The organism is Gelidibacter maritimus, assembly GCF_014062315.1.
Lineage (GTDB): Bacteria > Bacteroidota > Bacteroidia > Flavobacteriales > Flavobacteriaceae > Gelidibacter > Gelidibacter maritimus.
This window is the reverse complement of sequence record NZ_JACGLT010000003.1, coordinates 222,873-241,298: the sequence shown is the minus strand read 5'-3', so window position 1 is coordinate 241,298 and position 18,426 is coordinate 222,873. Positions and strand designations below refer to the sequence as shown.

The window sequence follows — 18,426 nt, the reverse complement described above, 5'->3', positions numbered from 1 at the left end:
AAAAAACAACAAGTTATGAGTACGAAATTGACATTGACAATCGAAAAGGAAGTCATAGAAAAGGCAAAAAAATATGCAAAAGAGAAAAATCGTAGCCTATCTGATATTATTGAAAATTATCTCAAAATATTAACCATGGAAGAACGTCAACAAAGCGAGAAAACTCTTCATTCAATTGTAAAATCCCTAAAAGGCTCTTTTAAAACATCTAAAAAAATAGATTACAAGAAAGAATTAACGAAACGATTAGAAGAAAAATATTTATAGAATGGACCATGTACTTATAGACACCGATGTCATATTGGATTTTTTCTTTGATCGAGAACCCTATTCCGAATATGCCGCAAAAGTTTTGAACTTATGTGAAGAACAAAAAATAAAAGGATTTATAACTCCTGTAGCAATTTCAAATATTTATTATTTATTGAGAAAAATTGGAAAGCATGACATTATTATTGAAAGATTAAAACAGCTTCTAACCATTATCGACATTGCTGAGATGGATAAAACCGTCGTCTTAAATGCGTTAAATTCTCAATTCAAGGATTTTGAAGATGCTTTACAAAATTTCTCTGCTATAGGAAAAGGAAAAATTAAAGTCATTTTAACAAGGAATATAAAAGATTTTAAAAAAAGCACATTAGCCATAATGACCCCTGAAATGTATTTGAAAGGCAACTCTAACATCAAATAAAATATCTAAAAAACGTTATTCATTAATGAGTCGAAAGCAAATCTTGATTTCCTTTCGTAAAAGCACCCTTTTTAGAAACAGTCTCGATTCTTTGTTCCTTGTTCTTGATTCTTAATTCTCAATTCTTTAAAGAAAAAATGCCCCACCAACGCTCCATAGTCCATATGGATTTAGACACTTTTTTCGTGTCCTGCGAACGCCTGCTCGATAGTCGCCTGATTGGGAAACCGGTCCTGATTGGCGGCACGAGCGATAGAGGTGTTGTGGCCTCCTGTAGCTATGAGGCACGGAAATTTGGCATCCATTCCGCAATGCCCATGCGCATGGCAAAACAATTATGTCCCGAAGCCATTATTCTTCGCGGCGACGCCGGCACTTATACTAAGTTTTCACAAAATGTTACAGATGTGATCAAAGACAGCGTTCCGCTTTATGAAAAAACATCGGTTGATGAATTTTATATCGATTTGACGGGGATGGACAAGTTTTTTGGCTGTCATAAATTGGCTTCTGAATTGCGTCAACGCATCATCAAAGAAACCGGATTGCCCATTTCGTTTGGATTGTCGCTCAACAAAACCGTATCAAAAATTGCCACTGGAGAAGCAAAACCCAATAATGAAATCCGTATTCTCTCAGGCGATGAAAAACCTTTTTTGGCACCTTTGTCCGTTAAGAAAATCCCTATGGTTGGCGATGTCACCTATAAATCTCTATGCGACTTGGGCATCAAACAAATCAGGACCGTTCAGGAAATGCCCATGGAACTCATGTACAAAGTCCTTGGAAAAAACGGCTTGAGCATTTGGAACAAAGCCAACGGTATCGACAATTCGCCAGTGGTTCAATACCAAGAGCGCAAATCCATCTCCACAGAACGCACCTTCAATAAAGACACTACAGACGTGACCAGATTGAAAGGTATTATCATTGCCATGGCTGAAAATCTGGCCTATCAATTGCGCCGTGGCAATAAACTGTCGGCATGTGTAACTTTTAAAATCCGCTATTCTGATTTTCAGACCTATACGCAACAGCAACGCATTCCGTACAGTGCCATGGATCACAATATCATTCCCGTAGTGCTCAATCTGTTTGAAAAACTTTATAACCGCCGACTTTTAGTACGGCTGATTGGGGTCAAATTCAGCCATTTGGTAGAAGGTGGCCACCAGGTCAATTTGTTTGACGACGATACCAAGCTTCTAAATCTAAACACCGCCATTGACAAAATGCGTGAACGCTATGGCGACAGGGCTGTAATCAATGCCGCCGGCATGGAAGCGCGAACCATTGGCCGATGGAACCCGTTTAATGGCGAACCGCCTCCGTTGTTACCGCATCGAAAGTCGTAATTAGGTTTCAGAGTCAAGGTTTACCGCCTTTGCTTTGCTGCAATCGCGTAGGCAATTTTAATTGGAGTTTAGGAGTTTAATTAAAATAAATTTTTGAAATATCATAGGTTATAAAATAATGAAGACATGTAAATTGGTACTCAAATATCGCATCAACCCACAATCCCACGTACGCTGCATCCTCAAACGTTCAGTGTAACGCGGCGACACCTCGCATAATATTCACATTAAGCACATCCCAAGGTCCAAATCAAATTATCTTTTGTAATTTTATAAACTTCAAAAAAACACATTCATGTCAGAAAAAAAACGACTCTTTTTAGTCGATGCCTACGCTTTAATTTTTAGAGGTTATTACGCTTTTATCAAGAATCCTCAAATCAATTCCAAGGGTGAAGACACCTCCGCCATTATGGGGTTTATGAACTCCTTATTAGATGTTATTAAAAGAGAGCGTCCAGATCATTTGGCGGTCTGTTTTGACAAGGGCGGCAGTGTGGACCGGGTGGAATTATTTGAAGACTACAAAGCCAATAGGGACGAGACCCCCGAAGGCATTAGAACGGCCATTCCGCATATTTGTAATATACTGGAAGCCATGCATATTCCAATTATCGTTAAGGAGGGTTTTGAAGCTGATGATGTCATAGGAACGCTTTCAAGACAGGCTGAAGCCCAAGGTTACACCACCTATATGGTCACTCCAGACAAGGATTTTGCGCAATTGGTCACAGAGAACATATTCATGTACCGTCCGAAATCTTTTGGTGGCGGCTATGAAACCTGGGGCGTTGAAGAGGTAAAGAAGAAATTTGAGGTTGAAACCCCGCTACAAGTCATCGATTACTTGGGAATGATGGGCGATTCCTCCGATAATATTCCAGGCCTTCCGGGTGTTGGTGAAAAGACTGCCAAAAAATTTATCAAGCAATTTGGAAGCATGGAAAACCTTTTGGCAAGCACAGATCAGCTGAAGGGCAAAATGAAAGAAAAGATTGAAGCCAATAGGGAATTGGGCATGCTTTCCAAAACCCTCGCCACCATCATGTTGGATGTACCTGTAGAGTTTTGTGAAACCGACTTTGAAATGTCGGAACCCGATATTGAAGCGGTAAAAACCATTTTTCAAGAATTAGAGTTCAGACGTCTTACCGATAATTTCTTAAAAACCTTTACCGAAGAAGCCATTGCTAACGGAGGTACGGAACATAACAAAATTGCAGGCGCTGGAAATTCACTAAACACGGCTGTAGGCAAAAAGCCCACCGAGTCAAAAGGATCAGCAGGAGCTGGACAATTCTCTTTATTTGGCGGTGCTACATCTAATGACAGTAATCAATCTGAAACGGCTTCAGAGTTTACGCGTAAAACTGCAGAAACAGCAACTCATTTTTACCAGAGTGTAGCGAGCGGCATGGCAACCAAGCTATTTATTCAAAATCTGATGAAACAAACCAGCGTTTGTTTTGATACCGAAACCACAGGTTTAGACCCCATTACTGCCGAATTGGTGGGGATTGCCTTTTCGTGGGAAGTTGGCAAAGGTTTTTACCTGCCATTTCCAGAAGACCAAGATGACGCCCAAGCTTTAATTGAGCAACTGCGACCGTTTTTTGAATCTGAAACCATAGAAAAAGTAGGTCAGAACTTAAAATATGATATTAAAGTCCTTCATAAGTACAATATTCAAGTCAAAGGCAAATTGTTTGATACCATGTTGGCCCATTACCTAATCAATCCGGATATGCGCCATAATATGGATATCTTGGCGGAAACCTATTTGAACTATACGCCAATGCCCATTGAAGCCTTGATTGGCAAAAAAGGTAAAAACCAGTTGTCCATGCGTTCGGTTTCTTTGGAAAAGCAAACCGAATATGCCGTTGAAGATGCCGATATCACCTTACAGCTTAAAGAACATTTTGAAAAAGAGCTGGGAGAAGCCAATACTCAAAAACTATTTGATGAGATTGAAATTCCGCTCTTGCGCGTCCTTGCCGATATGGAATTGGAAGGAATCAACTTGGATGAAAAGTTCTTGAATTCCCTTTCCGAAAAATTGGATAACGACATCAAAGTTTTAGAAGCCGATATTTTCAAGGAAGCGGGCGAAGAATTCAATATTGCATCCCCAAAACAGTTGGGCGATATTTTATTTGATAAACTCAAGTTGGTTGAAAAACCCAAAAAAACCAAAACGGGGCAGTACGCCACTGGCGAAGAAATTTTATCTGTTTTGGCCAAGGACCATAAAATCATCCAACATATTTTAGACTATCGCGGACTGGCAAAACTGAAAAGCACTTATATTGATGCGCTACCAAATCAGGTAGAGCCAACTACTGGCCGGGTCCATACCGACTATATGCAAACTGTGGCCGCTACCGGACGCTTGAGCAGTAACAATCCCAATCTGCAAAATATACCTATCCGTACAGAGCGCGGTCGTCAAGTCCGTAAAGCATTTGTACCAAGAGATGAGAATTACATTTTACTGGCAGCGGATTATTCCCAAATTGAGTTGCGCATTATTGCAGCCCTGAGTGAAGAGGAGAATATGATCAATGCCTTTAAGAAAGGTGAGGACATTCACGCTTCTACCGCATCAAAAGTATTTGGTGTACCGTTGGAGGAAGTCACCCGTGAGCAACGTAGCAATGCCAAGACGGTCAATTTTGGGATTATCTATGGTGTTTCTGCCTTTGGGCTGAGCAACCAAACCGATTTATCGAGAACCGAAGCCAAAGATTTGATTGACACCTATTACGCTACCTATCCAAAATTGCGTAATTATATTAGCGATCAAATAGCAATAGCACGAGAAAACGGCTATGTGCAAACGGTTTTGGGCCGTCGTCGCTATTTAAAAGACATCAATTCCAGAAATGCCGTAGTTAGAGGTGCCGCGGAACGTAATGCCGTAAACGCACCAATCCAAGGGAGTGCAGCGGATATCATTAAAGTGGCGATGATCAACATCCACAAAAAACTGGTCGACAAAAAATTCAAAACCAAGATGCTCCTTCAAGTGCATGATGAGCTCGTGTTTGATGTGTATCAGACAGAATTGGAGGACATCAAAAAAATGGTCAAATCGGAAATGGAAAGTGCTTATGAGTTAGCGGTGCCTTTGGTTGTGGATTTGGGCGTTGGACAGGATTGGCTGGAGGCGCACTAACGTATCTAAATTATCGAATTGGGGAGAAAAATAAGAGAATCAAGACCGCTTCGCTTTTAGAATCAAGTATCAAGATTTAGTGGCGTCTTTTAATTACTTAAAAAAGTTAGCTTAACCTAAAACCTATGTTGTAAGCAATTTGACGCAACCATTTAGAATTTCAGCATCTATAAAGAAACCTCAATTATGAAAAAATTAATATTTACTTTAATTATTGCTGGAATTTTATTTTCCTGTAATAATGATGATGATTCAAACTTAAATACCGACTTAATTGGAAATTGGCAATTAATAGAAGTTTTATCAGACCCTGGAGATGGAAGCGGAACCTTCTCTTCTGTTGAAAGCGACAAAACTATAACTTTTAAAAGTGGAGGAATAATAGCCTCAAATGGAAATTTATGTGATATGGGGATAAATGCGGGTAACCCGACTTCTGGAACCTACTCTAAATCTAAATGGACTTTTAATTCATCTGACTGTGACAATCCAGAATATGATTTCACATTTGAACAAAATGGAAACATACTAATTATTAATTATCCATGTATTGAACCTTGTAAAGTGAAATATAAAAAGAAATAAAAGCTGCTTACAACAAAGTATAAGCAATGGCTCGTCCTTACCTACTTGGAAAACCCTTCGGATTTACCCCTGGCAAGTACCTGTTTGCAAATGTCCGTGACGAACCACGCCACTGCCCATACACGAAACAAAAAAGCACTTAAATTTTTCAAAACAGACTAAAGCTCAGTGCTATTTGTGAAATTAAAAATCTACCACCAACCACTGTGTTTATAAAAAACCTCGGGTATTTAAATCCCTGTTGGAAATAAAAACAATTGGGCAGTCCACTTTTGACTGTCCTAAAAATCAAAAAATAATAAAAAAATGAAGTTCAAGAAACTTGTTGGAATAGAGCCATTGGAATTGATCCCTTCGGCTAATAAAAAATTAGAATCTTTTGCGGAAACGCTTATTTTACATGAAAACCAGCCCTCAACCGCTGAAGAAATCGTTAAGCGCATTGGCGATGCCGATGGCGTGTTGATCAGTCATAGAAGTACCATAGGCAAGGATATCTTAGAGCAATGTCCAAATATCAAATACATTGGGATGTGCTGCTCCCTATATTCTCCGGAAAGTGCTAACGTCGATATCCTTTATGCCAATTCACAAGGCATTACGGTCAAAGGCGTCCGCGATTATGGCGATGAAGGCGTTGTGGAATACGTGATCAGTGAATTGGTGCGGTGTCTGCACGGCTTTGGCACCACTTCTGATGGCAAACCGAGACAGCCTTGGAGTACGATTCCACGTGAGATCACTGGATTGAAAGCCGGTATCGTCGGCTTGGGCAAGTCCGGTGGCATGATAGCCGATGCGCTAAGCTTTTTTGGCGCTGACATCACCTATTTCGCACGCAGTGAAAAAGCAGATGCCAAGGCCAAAGGCTATCAGTTTTTACCGCTAAAAGAAGTATTGGCCACCAGTGAAGTCGTCATTACCTGTTTGAACAAAAACACCGTTTTGCTGCACGAAGCCGAGTTTGAAGCTTTTGGTAACCGAAAGATATTGTTCAACACAGGATTGTCCCCTTCCTGGGATGCCGAACCTTTTGAAAAATGGCTGACTGCTGGCGATAATGTCGTGTATTGCGATACGCTCATTGCATTGGGCGACAAACGCTTTTTAAAATACCCGAACGTCAATTGCCTGCAAGTGTCTACCGGGAGAACCCAACAGGCATTTAAGCGTCTGAGCGAAAAAGTATTGGCGAATTTAACGGCCTATACTAAAATACAATAGGCGATACGATATTTCGTAAGGTATTCACCACGCTCCAACCCGCAATTTTTGCGTTTTTGCTATAGACATCCACCACCGCGTGGATGTTTTCGCTTTTGACTTCAATACGGTGATCGTCACCCACAAAACCAGGAATGGAATTGATAGATACTTTTATATTTTCAGGACCCACCGAAGCCAAAGCAGCAGCCACCGATACATTGACGTGGGTTGGAAAAAGGGCAATAGCACCTATGGCATCACCATTAAAAACCTCACGCCTTTCGGTTTGAAGTACCTCGTCATAAACCGAAGTTCGTTTTAGTGAGTTAGGACTTTTCTCGGTCGTAAAGGTCACTTCACTTTCTTCCATAAGCGCGACGGTTCGCATGACATCAAAACCACCAATAGCACCAGATGCCAAATGGACTCGGGTACCATTTTCAAACGCCGTTTTTTCCACGTCTTTATAAAACTCAGCATCGGCAAGTGCACCAATGGACAAGGTCACTATATTGGATCCGTTTTTTAGGGCAGGCAAGGCCAATTCCTTAAAACCGGTTGGAGAAGCCGTCTCCACGATATAATCAGGTTTGAGTTGCAACAGTTCTTGAATACTGTGGCAGGGGGTACAGGTGTATCCCGAATTTGAAGTGTCAATAATTTTGGCAATCTCCTCGGCGCTTTCAAAGGTTCTGGAGTAGGTACCAATCAGTTTATAATTTGGCAATAAGTCTTTCAATAAAGCTTCCACAACAATATGGGCCAGTTTTCCGCAGCCAGCAATGGCCAGTGTGTATGATTTCATGTATTTATTTTTAATGTTTTTCAATGGTTACATGCAATTCGCAATTAACCATTCTCATGCTAATAAAGTATTTAGCATGCTCATTTCATGTGAGCAAATTTAGGGAATATTCTGGGGAATGAGGGCGGGAAACACGAAACCTCGTAAAGCATTTGAATCTAAATGTTCTTATAAAGCTCCTATATCAAAAGTTAACCTACACGCAATTTTGCACTCTCTTTCCAGAGATAGTGAGGAATCGGTTCGTGAAGCTCCCATTTTACGGACATTGGTTTTGAACCTTCGTGTTCCACATATTTTGCAGGGCCAATAAACACATAACCCTGCGTAAAGCCATCTGCATCGCGATTGCTTTCGCGAACAAACAATAAAATAGTTTTATTGTCTTTTTTTTGATTAATGTAGGAGAGACCTTTTGGACTTTCGGACGAAGTCTGATTTTGAGACTGCCAATGAAAAAGAGTCTCATTGATGGCATAATCATCGTACATGGTAGTGGGTGAAAAATCTTCCTCCGATTTATGTAGGTTGATAAACAAGGCTTCTGTATTGGTTTCTTTATTCAAAGCGGCTCCTTCGCGATTCGGATTTTTCTTGTCTATGGTACTCAATCCCATAGCAACTAAAATTTGATCACGAGTATATCTTGAATGAATTTGTAAGGGAAAAAGCGAACCATCATCCAAAGTGAATGGAATTTCTTCAAAGCCAATTTTATCAATTTTAATCGATAAAAAAGATTTCAACTCCTTATTCATCTCTTTGTTTTTACCAATCCTTTTTAAACCTTCTTTTAAAGACAATTCTGAGATCGCATCTTTATAAAAATCGTAATATAACATCAAAGCGATTTTCTCATTCTGTTGTGAAGTCGGTAACGCGTCTAACTCAAAATCGACATTGATTAATTCCAGAAGGAATTTAAAATAAGTCAAAGATTCCGTCACCATCCATTTTTTACCCATCATTGATTTGAAGTTATCAAAATAAAGAGTGTCAAATTTCTTATTAAAAGCTTCAGAATATAGAGAGTTAAATGTGTGGTGTTTGTAAATATGTTTTAGTTCGAGATTGTATATATGGAGAAAGTTTTCAAGGTTTAAAGGAAGATGGGTGTGGTTTCCATAGTTTTCCAATAAGTTGATCAACTTCCGTTTATTCATATCAGTCGCCTGACGTATATTTTCTAAAATATGCTCCTTTGCTTGTTTCTCCAAGACAATCGCGCTGCCGAGTGGTAGATTGGGAAAGTCCTTTTCTATTTCATTTTGGACAGTGGTATTAGTTTTACCAATTAAAGCACGAAATTTATTCTCATAATCATATTCCTTTCTTGCGTGACCCACAAAATCCAGTACAGTGAGTACATCCTTTCCTTGGTGGAGTCGAAGACCCCGGCCTAATTGCTGTAAAAAGATGGTCAAACTTTCTGTTGGTCTTAAAAATAAAACCGTATCAATTTCAGGGATATCAATGCCTTCATTAAAAATATCAACAACAAAAAGATAATTGATTTCCTTTGATTTGAATTTATGAATAATATCAACCCGATCTCTGGTATTTTCCGAAGTCAGGCACTCGGACTTTAGACCTGCCTCCGAAAATTTCTGCTGCATATATTTTGCGTGGAGGATACTTGCACAGAATCCAATGGCACTCACAGAGTTTATGTCTTTTGTGTAATTTTTTAAATTGCGTATAATATCTCTTACACGAATGTCATTTGCCGTTAGCAAGTGCGTCAATTCACTTATATCATATCTTCCGTTATTCCACTTAATTCTTGAATAATCCACTGAATCTGAAATTCCAAAATATTGAAAAGGACATAAAAGCTTGTTGTTTAACGCATCTGGTAATCGAATTTCCGCCGCCGTTCGAAAATTGAAATCTTTTAAAATGCTCTTTCCATCCATTCGTTCCGGAGTAGCTGTTAAACCTAATAGCACTTTTGGGCGATAATAATTAATGATTTTTTGATACGAATCGGCCGCCGCGTGATGAACTTCGTCTAAAATTATATAATCATAATATTCAGGTGAGGAAAAAGAATTTAGTTGATTGGCCAAAGTTTGAATGGTAGCAAAAACTGCATTCTTTTGTGTGGGAACGTAACTATCACCAAATAACTCTCCAAAATTTTGATCTTTTAGAACATTTCGAAACGTATGAAGCGATTGCCGTAGAATTTCAATCCGATGTGCAATAAAAAGAAATTTTGTTCTCGGATTTTCCTGTTTATAAGCGTTGAAATCAAAAGCAGAAATCATTGTTTTTCCTGTTCCTGTTGCAGCTACAATTAAATTTTTCCAGGAATCATGAACGTTTCGTTCAACCTTTAATTTTTCCAAAATCTCAGATTGGAAATGGTAAGGTTTTAGATCGAAAAAGTTCACGATTTCTTCTGTTCTCTTCCCAAATTGACTTTGCAAAAGAATTTTTCCGAGATTATCAAATTGACTGGAATCATACAGTTCAAATTCTGGATCATTCCAATAGCTTTCAAAGGTTTTTTGAAACTTATCGATAATATGAGGTATCTCCTTGGTGGTCACTTTTACATTCCATTCCAATCCATCAGTTAATGCAGAGCGAGAAAAATTGGAAGAGCCAATATAACCTGTGTGGTATCCGGTATTGCGGTAAAAAAGATAAGCTTTGGCGTGAAGCCTTTCATTTGAATTGTTGTAGGAAACTTTTACCTGCGTATTGGGCAGATGGTTTAAAAAATCAATAGCTTTGGCATCCGATGCTCCCATATAGGTGGTAGTAATAACTCTTAATTTTCCTCCACGAGCCGTAAATTCCTGAAAAGCCTCTTGTAAAATAACAATAGCTTTCCATTTAATAAACGAAACTAATAAGTTAATTCGATCTGCAGAACGAATTTCCTTCTTAAGTTCAGAGTCAAGAGAAACCCCTTGATTGCCTCCTACGAAAAGCTCGCTTTGGACAAGACGAGTAGCAGGCATTATTTCTTTTAATTGCAAAGAGACATCTTTATAATCGGAATTTAATTTATCCAAAATGCCCTCAAGAATAAAACCTCCATCTGCGATAAGGTCTTCTGAAAATTCATAATCAGAAATATTTTCTGATAAATAGCTTAAGAGTTTATTCGTAATCTCAATCTGCCGTGAAACAAATTTTTTCTTATCGGCTTTGATCAGATTTAAAGCATTTTTTAAAGCCTTAGTAAAATGTATTGTCAGAAAATGAATAGCCTCCTCTTTATCCAATTGTTTGTCATCAGCTACAAAAAATTGATTTCGATCTAAGGAAGACAACCTTTCTTTTAACGTTTCTGTGATCAGACTTTCGTAAACTCCCTCAATCATTACATTTTATTTATTTCTGTTATTAATTTTTTCACCACTGGGACATCCGCCGCCGCCCAGTCATACTTCTTGAGATTTTCAATCTTTTCCCAGCGGATTTCCCGATGCTCACGTTTTATAAATGCTTTAGAAGAGGAATTACAGATATACGGATAAAGGGTTATGGAAAAACTTTTATAATGATAGATTACAGGCTCTAAGGCTTCCCCAACTTCAATCTCCATAGCTAATTCCTCATTTATTTCGCGCTGTAGGGCCATTTTTTTTTCCTCACTTCTTTCTACCTTTCCTCCAGGAAACTCCCACTTAAGAGGCAAAGCCATTTTGTCGCTGCGTTGAGCTATAAGAATTTCATCATCGTTATAGATGATGGCACAAACGACGTGAAGCATTTTCATATTATTCGTATTTTAAACAACATTTTTTTATCACACCTGGTTTTTATTTGAAACTAAACCCCTTGCAACGTCAATAAATAATTTACAAGCTTTAGTAAATGAATATTTCTCGTCAGAATGTTTAACAGTTATGTTCCGTTTTACCATTGTAGAACCGACTAATCTTTTGATATTGAACATCTTTTTGTCATGCCAGATTTCTTTGTCATGATACATGTTGTTTTATAATGCCTACTATAGAAAAATCACAATCATTATTTCTATTTATCAAGAATATCTCCCGTACTCCGCACCGAAAACCCTCAACTTCTCTATTCCAATATTATTAGCACCTTCTCTATCCATCAATTGAAATCAGGCAAGTTGTTCTCATATCTTTCCTTTTCAAATATACTCAATTTTCCAAGTGTTAAAAATCTACAAAATGACCGAAACTGCCTTCTTATACTTTAACTGTACAGCAAGCTAACTATGCGGTTATTATAAGCTTTGAATTAGTGTGATAAATTCACCTCACCCAAAAACCCATCCAGCTCCAGCTCCGTTCCAAACTCATAATCGGCTTCAGCCTTATCCTGAAAGAACAGTATCAAATCTAAATGATTTTTAAAAACTCTAAAAGAGTTTCCTTCATAATTATAAACAAAGAATACTTGACTTAATTTTTCATTCGATACGAGAACTGTCTCAATAGTTCTTGACGGTCTCAAATATTCTGTATGAACGGCTTTAAATGTATTCATGAGAAGTATAATTTTATGGAAAGATACTATAAAAATCAATTCTCATTTACTTGTTTTGATGCCAAATTCCCATTAGCACACATATCCAGTTTTATTTTCACACATAAGAATTCATGATACGCATCGCTAAGTCGAAATTACCACTAACACAGTGCTATTAGCGACATCTCATTGTTAAATTGGCTTTAAACACTTCTTAAATACAGCTTCGCAACGTGAAAATTTAGCAAACAAAAAATTTCAAGTTTTAGAAAAATGATACCCTTAATGAAATTACTGAACCAATTCCTGAGTATTTAAATGATGATAATACACAGGCTCAATATAATTGGATTTCAAAAAATGGAACGTATAATTTCCGAATGGATTAAGGTCGGGAATCTTTAGTTTTAGACAAAGAAACAGTTTCAGCAAAATATCTTCTTCTTCGCACTCATAAATCAAGCGGTTCATATGATTTATGGAAAATTGTCAGCAGAGGTCTACAAGTATATAATAGATTAAATTTAGAAAAAACAGGTTATCCAAAATCAAAAAGTACCTCTGATTTAAAGAAAAACTACTTGGTCATTAAAATAGAAAAAGTTGATAAGAATCTTTTTGGGAACAATACATGGGATTTTAATAAATTACCGAATTACAAAACTGGGAATGCTTCTGCATTTCCATTCACTTGCACACTGAGTGAGTTGATGAGCACAAAAATTTCTTGAGTTGAAGTTAATCAATATACATTGGGTTTTCCACTATACACAAATGGCAGATAATATGATATATTGGGTATAAATCAATTAAAAGATGAGAAGAACAGGCGCTTTTAACCTGAATAATTTTAATTCGTCACCTATTTATCTGTCATATTTTAGGTAGCTTACGAGTCAATTCATTAAATCATGAAAAGTTGGATCAACTTTTTTTTAATAAATCAGATCATGAAGACGCTCACCAACGACCCTTTAAGAATTATAATCACTGGATTGTTTTTATTAATGTCGTTTCTTGGAAATTCTAAAGGATTGAATGCTTTATATGTAAAAAATTATGAGCAATCTAAAAGCATGATGTCAGAGATGAATCTGATGATGCCTAATTGTCAATTGGCTGATCATTTGATTGCAATGGATGATGATAAAAACACGACTTCAAATTTATATGAGGTGTTTTTATCTCCTGTGGGACATAGAAAATCGGAAATTACGCGGTTTTTAATCAGTTATCTAGGAGAGGAAAAAATAGATCATATAGAGAATTTAGTAAATTATGGAGGCATTGTAAATACTGATTTAAAAATTAATGAGGCAAATGCGCTCGCCAAACAACTTAAAAAATTGGGTGCGATTGTAAAAATCAAAATGCTCCAAAGGGATTTATCCGATGACATGTTTTTGGTAAGGTTATTAAGTGCAGGAACCAATAAAACAGCAGTGATTAAAGTTGTACGCGAAATTAGAGAGGGTAGTTTGCAGGAAGCAGAACAAATCGTAAATCATCTTGGCGTGGTTCAGGAAGATCTCAATTCAAGAACTGCTAAAAGCATAAAAAGACTATTAGAATCCGTTGGTGCGAGCGCAAAAATTGAAAACATGACTTCTCCAAACCCTCAAAATGCCAGTTTGCAATCAAATAATCAGCTATCGGTCCGTCCTAACAATCCATCGATATCCAACACTAACCGAGACATATCTGATGCAGGTTATTCAGTGAAATTATTGAGTGCAGGAACCAATAAAACAGCAGTGATTAAAGTTGTACGCGAAATTAGAGGGGGTGGCTTGAAGGAAGCAGAACAAATCGTAAATCATCTTGGCGTGGTTCAGGAAGACCTCAATTCAAGAACTGCTAAAAGCATAAAAAGATTATTAGAATCCGTTGGTGCGAGCGCAAAAATTGAAAACATGACTTCTCCAAACCCTCAAAATGCCAGTGTGGAATCAAATAATCAGCTATCGGTCCGTCCTATCAATCCATCGATATCCAACACTAACCAAGACCTATCTGATGCAGGTTATTCAGTGAAATTATTGAGTGCAGGAACCAATAAAACAGCAGTAAGTAAAGTTGTACGCGAAATTAGAACTGGAAGTTTGAAAGAAGCAGAGCGAATTGTGAATGAACTTGACATCGTTCAAGAAGACATCAATTTAAAAACTGCCGAAAGAGTAAAAAATCTATTAGAATCTGTTGGGGCCAGAGTCAAAATTCAGAAAAAGACAACGAAGTTGAATAAAAGAAATCGTGAGATTAAGAGTAAATCTAAACGGACCATTAAGAGGAGGTTAGATTAACACAACCACCAATATGGGATGTTCAGATTTTATGGATAGCAGAGCGCTTTCTCAAGATGAAAACGTAATGTTTAGTCATGTCCCTAATCATAAAATGATTGGTAAAAATCCTTGCAGTCATTAATTTACAATTCCTTTGGAGTCATTATCAATTTGTACTACACTAATGAAAAGCAATAGATTCTGCTTTCTTAATTCCGCAAGCTTTTATCAGCATTTTACAAATCAAAAAATGATATCTCGTCACCCCTATTCTGGGCCTGTGCCCTGAACTGAAACCATTTTTAATAGATCCATAGTTGCCAGGACTTCCCAAGATAGCGTATAGTTTCAATAGTTTGGATAGGCTTGAAGTGTTCTTCATGGATGGCGTTTGAACGTATGGATTCCAAGATATGACGTTTAAAATATGATTGTTTCAACCCCAGCGCGATTCTAATTCATTAGATAAGCCTGCGTTAGGGGTTACAAATCCAATTCTATTGTTATTATTTGGAATTCCCATTACAGCTTCTCTAAGTTGAAATTTTGTCTCCAGCAAGAACACTTCAACACCCCGTAATAGACAAAATGGATCAGCTTTCTACCTATAGTACTTAACTTGGCGTATCTCCCAATTTCAATAAGCGCTCATTAAAATTTTTAAACGATCTCCGTCTTAAACATCTGCAGGCACTTCCCTCTTGCATCCAGTATCTGACTTCCATCTTTTCATTTGGCAATAGCAAGCAAAAACCACCTATTCATCTGCTTCCATCGCAGCTATCAGTTCATCATTGATGTCGAGGTTGTGGTAAACATTTTGGACATCGTCATCTTCTTCAAACTTTTCCTCGAGTTCCAAAATATTCTTTGCGTTTTCAACAGAGAGTTCAACTGTGGTCAAAGGGATGCGTTGTAATGTGGACTGGGTGACTTCAATCTCAAGTTTTTCAAGAGCTTCGGACATTTTTCCGAAATCAGTAAAATCGGCAAAGATGGTCAAGAACCCTTCTTCCAACTCAAATTTCTCGGCCCCATAGTCTATAAGCGTCAATTCGAGATCCTCCAGAGGCATGGGTAACGATTTTTCTTCAATGGTAAACACACTTTTTCTTTCGAACAAAAATTCTACCGAGCCATTTACGCCCAGACTGCCGCCATTTTTAGAAAAGATAGAACGAACCGATGCCACTGTTCTATTGGTATTGTTGGTAGTACATTCCACAAAAAAAGCAATCCCATTTGGTCCATAGCCTTCAAAGGACACTTCCTCATATGTATCGGCATCATCTCCACTGGCTTTCTTAATGGCCCGCTCTATAGTGTCTTTGGGCATGTTGACGCCCTTAGCGTTGGCAATAGCGTTCCGCAATGCAGGATTGGCATCAGGATCGCCAGTACCCCCCTCCTTTATGCTTACATAAATCTCCTTGATTGCCCGTGTAAATTCCTTTCCACGTTTCTTGTCCTGAGCTCCCTTCCGGCGCTTTATATTTGCCCATTTACTATGTCCAGCCACAATCTAAATTTTTGAATTTTATCAAAGATAAGGATAGATGCATTAAGTCGAAAAAAAAGGAAGTAAATCATATTCTGAAAGTGGCAAACATTATACTGCGATCGGCACTGGAATGGTGGGTGAATTGTATTAATTTTCGAAATCATACAATAAATAGTTCGAAGTAGATACAACTCACGAGTAATTCCTACGTCATTATATCATTTTTGCTATGGATGTTCAAAACACGATTTCCCGGAGGAGGCTACAATTAAAATCAGTTTATAAATCAATCAAAAAACTTATCTGCTCTCCATTTGGAGGGATTCTGATCAATATAAAAGGAAATATTATGATAACTTTTATCCGATCGGATGATATGATCGTGAAAGGAACGTTGCCATGAAAAATCCAAAAACCCTGCTCGATGGATTAATTTTGAGGATATGGTTTAAAATGCACCGAATAGACTGGACAAGGATTTTATTTTAATGACTTTATCCTGAACTCTTAAACGATCTATTTCGAGGAGGACGTGAACATGATTGGGCATGACCACAAAATTATGCAACACAACATACGGATATTGAATGGCCAACCATAATAATCTATCCCGGACGATTTCGCCATATGGATTTAATGCCATGATTTTATGGGGATTGGATGGATTATTTTTATTTATATTTTGCGCATGCTCGGACATATCGCGTACGGACAGGTCGCGACCTGTCCGTGCCACGGGAATAATTTCACCCAAACAACAAACCATGCCCTTCACACAATTCGTGACGAAATACAAATTATCCTGCGAATAATCATATCCTAACATTCTATTACGCTTTCTGCTTTTCATGATATGGCTGAATGGATTATTTATTAAATATATAAAATTTATGTGGTAGGGACAGCTCGCGACGTTCATAAGGACAGGTCGCGACGTTGATATGGACAGGTCACGACGTTGATATGGACAGGTCACGACGTTGATATGGACAGGTCACGACCTGTCCCTACGACATATTCCCATAATGATGTCTTAATATTATGTTTAAACCGAAACGCCTTTCGTAATTTTGCAAACTGTTAATTTTAAAATGCAACATAAAAAACGAAATCTTGTCATCCTCATTCTGGGACTCCTCTCTGCCCTGGGACCATTTTCTATTGACCTCTACTTGCCAGGATTTCCTGAGATAGCGCGAGATCTTAACTCAACTACGGGTCGTGTGGCACTTTCCCTATCCAGCTATTTTATTGGCGTGAGCGTGGGACAACTGATATACGGTCCGCTATTGGATCGGTTTGGGAGACGCATACCACTCTTGGTTGGGCTGTTTATCTATTTGTTTGCTTCTGTCTATATTGTCTATATCACTACGGTAGATTCCCTGATTCTGGCTCGATTTGTACAAGCCCTGGGAGGATGCGCCGGAATGGTGGCTGCCAGAGCTTTGGTCCGTGACCTCTTTCCGGTAACCGAGACCGCAAAGATATTCAGTCTCCTGATGCTGGTCATTGCCGTGTCGCCCATTATAGCTCCCACTCTTGGCGGATTTGCTACCGCACATTGGGGTTGGCATTCTATTTTTATAATTTTGGCAGTACTGGTAGCGCTTAATATTATTCTTGTTTATTTCTGGCTTCCTTTGGGCGCACCGCCAGACACTACCATGTCTTTAAAACCGAGACCCATTCTCACAAAGTTTTGGACTGTTTTTAAAACACCTCAATTCTATACTTATACTTTAACGGGATCTTTTGCCGCCAGTGGCCTTTACGCCTATATTGCTGGTTCGCCCCATGTATTTATGGAACTTTACGGCGTTTCTGAAAGACAATACGGATGGATTTTCGGGATTATTGCCATGGGCTTAGTGACCGCCAGCCAGGTCAATACATATGTTCTAAAAAAATACACAAGCCAACAAATTGTAAAAGCCACCCTGCTATGTCAAATGGTGGCGGGGGCACTGCTATTTTTCGGCACAATATTTCACCTCATTGAAATGTATTCCATGATTGTTTTGGTGTTTCTATTCTTGAGTACCCAAGGTTTCGCCTTCCCAAACACCTCGGCCCTATCCTTAGAACCCTTTGAAGCGAGCGCAGGAACAGCTTCCGCCCTTATGGGAGCGCTCCAATTAGGCATTGGTGCCTTGATTACCGCATTGGTATCTATGCTCAGTAACGAAACGCCGCTCCCCATGACAGGAATTATGTTTTTATGTGCAAGCGTTTCTGTAATCATACTCTATTGGGGCAACATCCGGATTAAGAACTCGGAGCCTGTAGAAGTTTCTAATTAATATTTTATTTATTTATCAAACGGTATCAGGATGCTCATTTTTCATAGGAAATC

15 protein-coding genes are annotated in these 18,426 nt (G+C 38.4%); 8 read left to right on the top strand and 7 right to left on the bottom strand.

Going from position 1 to position 18,426, the window contains the following annotated elements; genetic code table 11:
- The first annotated feature begins 15 nt into the window (after positions 1-15).
- From H3Z82_RS05495 to H3Z82_RS05470, 6 genes are all read left to right on the top strand, one after another.
- Positions 16-267, top strand: a complete 252-nt coding sequence (locus tag H3Z82_RS05495; RefSeq protein WP_182203414.1) for a DUF6364 family protein — start codon at positions 16-18, stop codon at positions 265-267.
- Between the two features lies 1 nt (position 268).
- Complete coding sequence (locus H3Z82_RS05490; protein WP_182203412.1) at positions 269-694, top strand: type II toxin-antitoxin system VapC family toxin; 426 nt, start codon at positions 269-271, stop codon at positions 692-694.
- A gap of 137 nt (positions 695-831) precedes the next feature.
- The gene (gene dinB, locus H3Z82_RS05485) at positions 832-2,049 is read left to right on the top strand and encodes a DNA polymerase IV (RefSeq protein ID WP_182203410.1); all 1,218 of its coding nucleotides are present in this window, start codon (positions 832-834) and stop codon (positions 2,047-2,049) included.
- A 295-nt stretch (positions 2,050-2,344) separates the two neighbouring features.
- Entirely contained in the window at positions 2,345-5,227 is a 2,883-nt protein-coding gene (gene polA / locus H3Z82_RS05480; RefSeq protein WP_182203407.1) for a DNA polymerase I, read from the top strand.
- 186 nt (positions 5,228-5,413) lie between these two features.
- A complete protein-coding gene (locus H3Z82_RS05475; RefSeq protein WP_182203404.1) occupies positions 5,414-5,812 on the top strand; it encodes a lipocalin family protein in 399 nt (132 codons plus the stop codon).
- A gap of 306 nt (positions 5,813-6,118) precedes the next feature.
- Positions 6,119-7,036, top strand: a complete 918-nt coding sequence (locus H3Z82_RS05470; RefSeq protein ID WP_182203401.1) for an NAD(P)-dependent oxidoreductase — start codon at positions 6,119-6,121, stop codon at positions 7,034-7,036.
- On the opposite strand, the gene H3Z82_RS05465 is transcribed toward H3Z82_RS05470, so the two are convergent.
- The 4 genes from H3Z82_RS05465 to H3Z82_RS05450 form a co-directional block, all read right to left on the bottom strand.
- Positions 7,023-7,823 carry an aspartate dehydrogenase domain-containing protein gene (locus H3Z82_RS05465; protein WP_182203399.1) on the bottom strand — a complete coding sequence of 267 codons (801 nt, stop codon included), beginning with the start codon at positions 7,821-7,823 and terminating at the stop codon, positions 7,023-7,025. The two genes, H3Z82_RS05470 and H3Z82_RS05465, sit on opposite strands and share 14 nt — an antisense overlap.
- 191 nt (positions 7,824-8,014) lie before the next feature.
- Positions 8,015-11,161 (bottom strand): DUF3427 domain-containing protein, encoded by a 3,147-nt coding sequence (locus H3Z82_RS05460; protein ID WP_182203396.1) that lies wholly within the window; start codon positions 11,159-11,161, stop codon positions 8,015-8,017.
- Positions 11,161-11,559, bottom strand: coding sequence for a (deoxy)nucleoside triphosphate pyrophosphohydrolase (locus H3Z82_RS05455; RefSeq protein WP_220459132.1), 399 nt, complete (start codon positions 11,557-11,559; stop codon positions 11,161-11,163). Before H3Z82_RS05455 ends, H3Z82_RS05460 begins: the two co-directional genes overlap by 1 nt.
- Positions 11,560-12,053: 494 nt before the next feature.
- Positions 12,054-12,302: a hypothetical protein gene (locus H3Z82_RS05450; RefSeq protein WP_182203394.1), complete on the bottom strand. Its 249-nt coding sequence runs from the start codon at positions 12,300-12,302 to the stop codon at positions 12,054-12,056.
- 932 nt (positions 12,303-13,234) lie between these two features.
- Here H3Z82_RS05450 and H3Z82_RS05445 point away from each other — a divergent pair.
- Positions 13,235-14,587, top strand: a complete 1,353-nt coding sequence (locus tag H3Z82_RS05445; protein ID WP_182203391.1) for a ribosomal protein L7/L12 — start codon at positions 13,235-13,237, stop codon at positions 14,585-14,587.
- 163 nt (positions 14,588-14,750) lie between these two features.
- On the opposite strand, the gene H3Z82_RS05440 is transcribed toward H3Z82_RS05445, so the two are convergent.
- From H3Z82_RS05440 to H3Z82_RS05430, 3 genes are all read right to left on the bottom strand, one after another.
- Positions 14,751-14,951 carry a hypothetical protein gene (locus H3Z82_RS05440; RefSeq protein WP_182203389.1) on the bottom strand — a complete coding sequence of 67 codons (201 nt, stop codon included), beginning with the start codon at positions 14,949-14,951 and terminating at the stop codon, positions 14,751-14,753.
- A gap of 375 nt (positions 14,952-15,326) precedes the next feature.
- On the bottom strand, positions 15,327-16,088 hold the full coding sequence (locus H3Z82_RS05435; RefSeq protein WP_182203386.1) for a YebC/PmpR family DNA-binding transcriptional regulator: 762 nt from the start codon (positions 16,086-16,088) through the stop codon (positions 15,327-15,329).
- A 430-nt stretch (positions 16,089-16,518) separates the two neighbouring features.
- The gene (locus H3Z82_RS05430; protein ID WP_235982376.1) at positions 16,519-16,920 is read right to left on the bottom strand and encodes a hypothetical protein; all 402 of its coding nucleotides are present in this window, start codon (positions 16,918-16,920) and stop codon (positions 16,519-16,521) included.
- A gap of 241 nt (positions 16,921-17,161) precedes the next feature.
- On the opposite strand from H3Z82_RS05430, the gene H3Z82_RS05425 reads away from it, so the two are divergent.
- Positions 17,162-18,373: a Bcr/CflA family multidrug efflux MFS transporter gene (locus tag H3Z82_RS05425; protein WP_182203384.1), complete on the top strand. Its 1,212-nt coding sequence runs from the start codon at positions 17,162-17,164 to the stop codon at positions 18,371-18,373.
- The last annotated feature ends 53 nt before the right edge of the window (positions 18,374-18,426 follow it).

Coding starts and splice junctions, on each gene's coding strand:
- H3Z82_RS05495 (WP_182203414.1), top strand. CDS start 16: ATGAGTACGAAATTGACATTGACAATCGAAAAGGAAGTCATAGAAAAG.
- H3Z82_RS05490 (WP_182203412.1), top strand. CDS start 269: ATGGACCATGTACTTATAGACACCGATGTCATATTGGATTTTTTCTTT.
- dinB (WP_182203410.1), top strand. CDS start 832: ATGCCCCACCAACGCTCCATAGTCCATATGGATTTAGACACTTTTTTC.
- polA (WP_182203407.1), top strand. CDS start 2,345: ATGTCAGAAAAAAAACGACTCTTTTTAGTCGATGCCTACGCTTTAATT.
- H3Z82_RS05475 (WP_182203404.1), top strand. CDS start 5,414: ATGAAAAAATTAATATTTACTTTAATTATTGCTGGAATTTTATTTTCC.
- H3Z82_RS05470 (WP_182203401.1), top strand. CDS start 6,119: ATGAAGTTCAAGAAACTTGTTGGAATAGAGCCATTGGAATTGATCCCT.
- H3Z82_RS05465 (WP_182203399.1), bottom strand. CDS start 7,823: ATGAAATCATACACACTGGCCATTGCTGGCTGCGGAAAACTGGCCCAT.
- H3Z82_RS05460 (WP_182203396.1), bottom strand. CDS start 11,161: ATGATTGAGGGAGTTTACGAAAGTCTGATCACAGAAACGTTAAAAGAA.
- H3Z82_RS05455 (WP_220459132.1), bottom strand. CDS start 11,559: ATGAAAATGCTTCACGTCGTTTGTGCCATCATCTATAACGATGATGAA.
- H3Z82_RS05450 (WP_182203394.1), bottom strand. CDS start 12,302: ATGAATACATTTAAAGCCGTTCATACAGAATATTTGAGACCGTCAAGA.
- H3Z82_RS05445 (WP_182203391.1), top strand. CDS start 13,235: ATGAAGACGCTCACCAACGACCCTTTAAGAATTATAATCACTGGATTG.
- H3Z82_RS05440 (WP_182203389.1), bottom strand. CDS start 14,951: ATGAAGAACACTTCAAGCCTATCCAAACTATTGAAACTATACGCTATC.
- H3Z82_RS05430 (WP_235982376.1), bottom strand. CDS start 16,920: ATGAAAAGCAGAAAGCGTAATAGAATGTTAGGATATGATTATTCGCAG.
- H3Z82_RS05425 (WP_182203384.1), top strand. CDS start 17,162: ATGCAACATAAAAAACGAAATCTTGTCATCCTCATTCTGGGACTCCTC.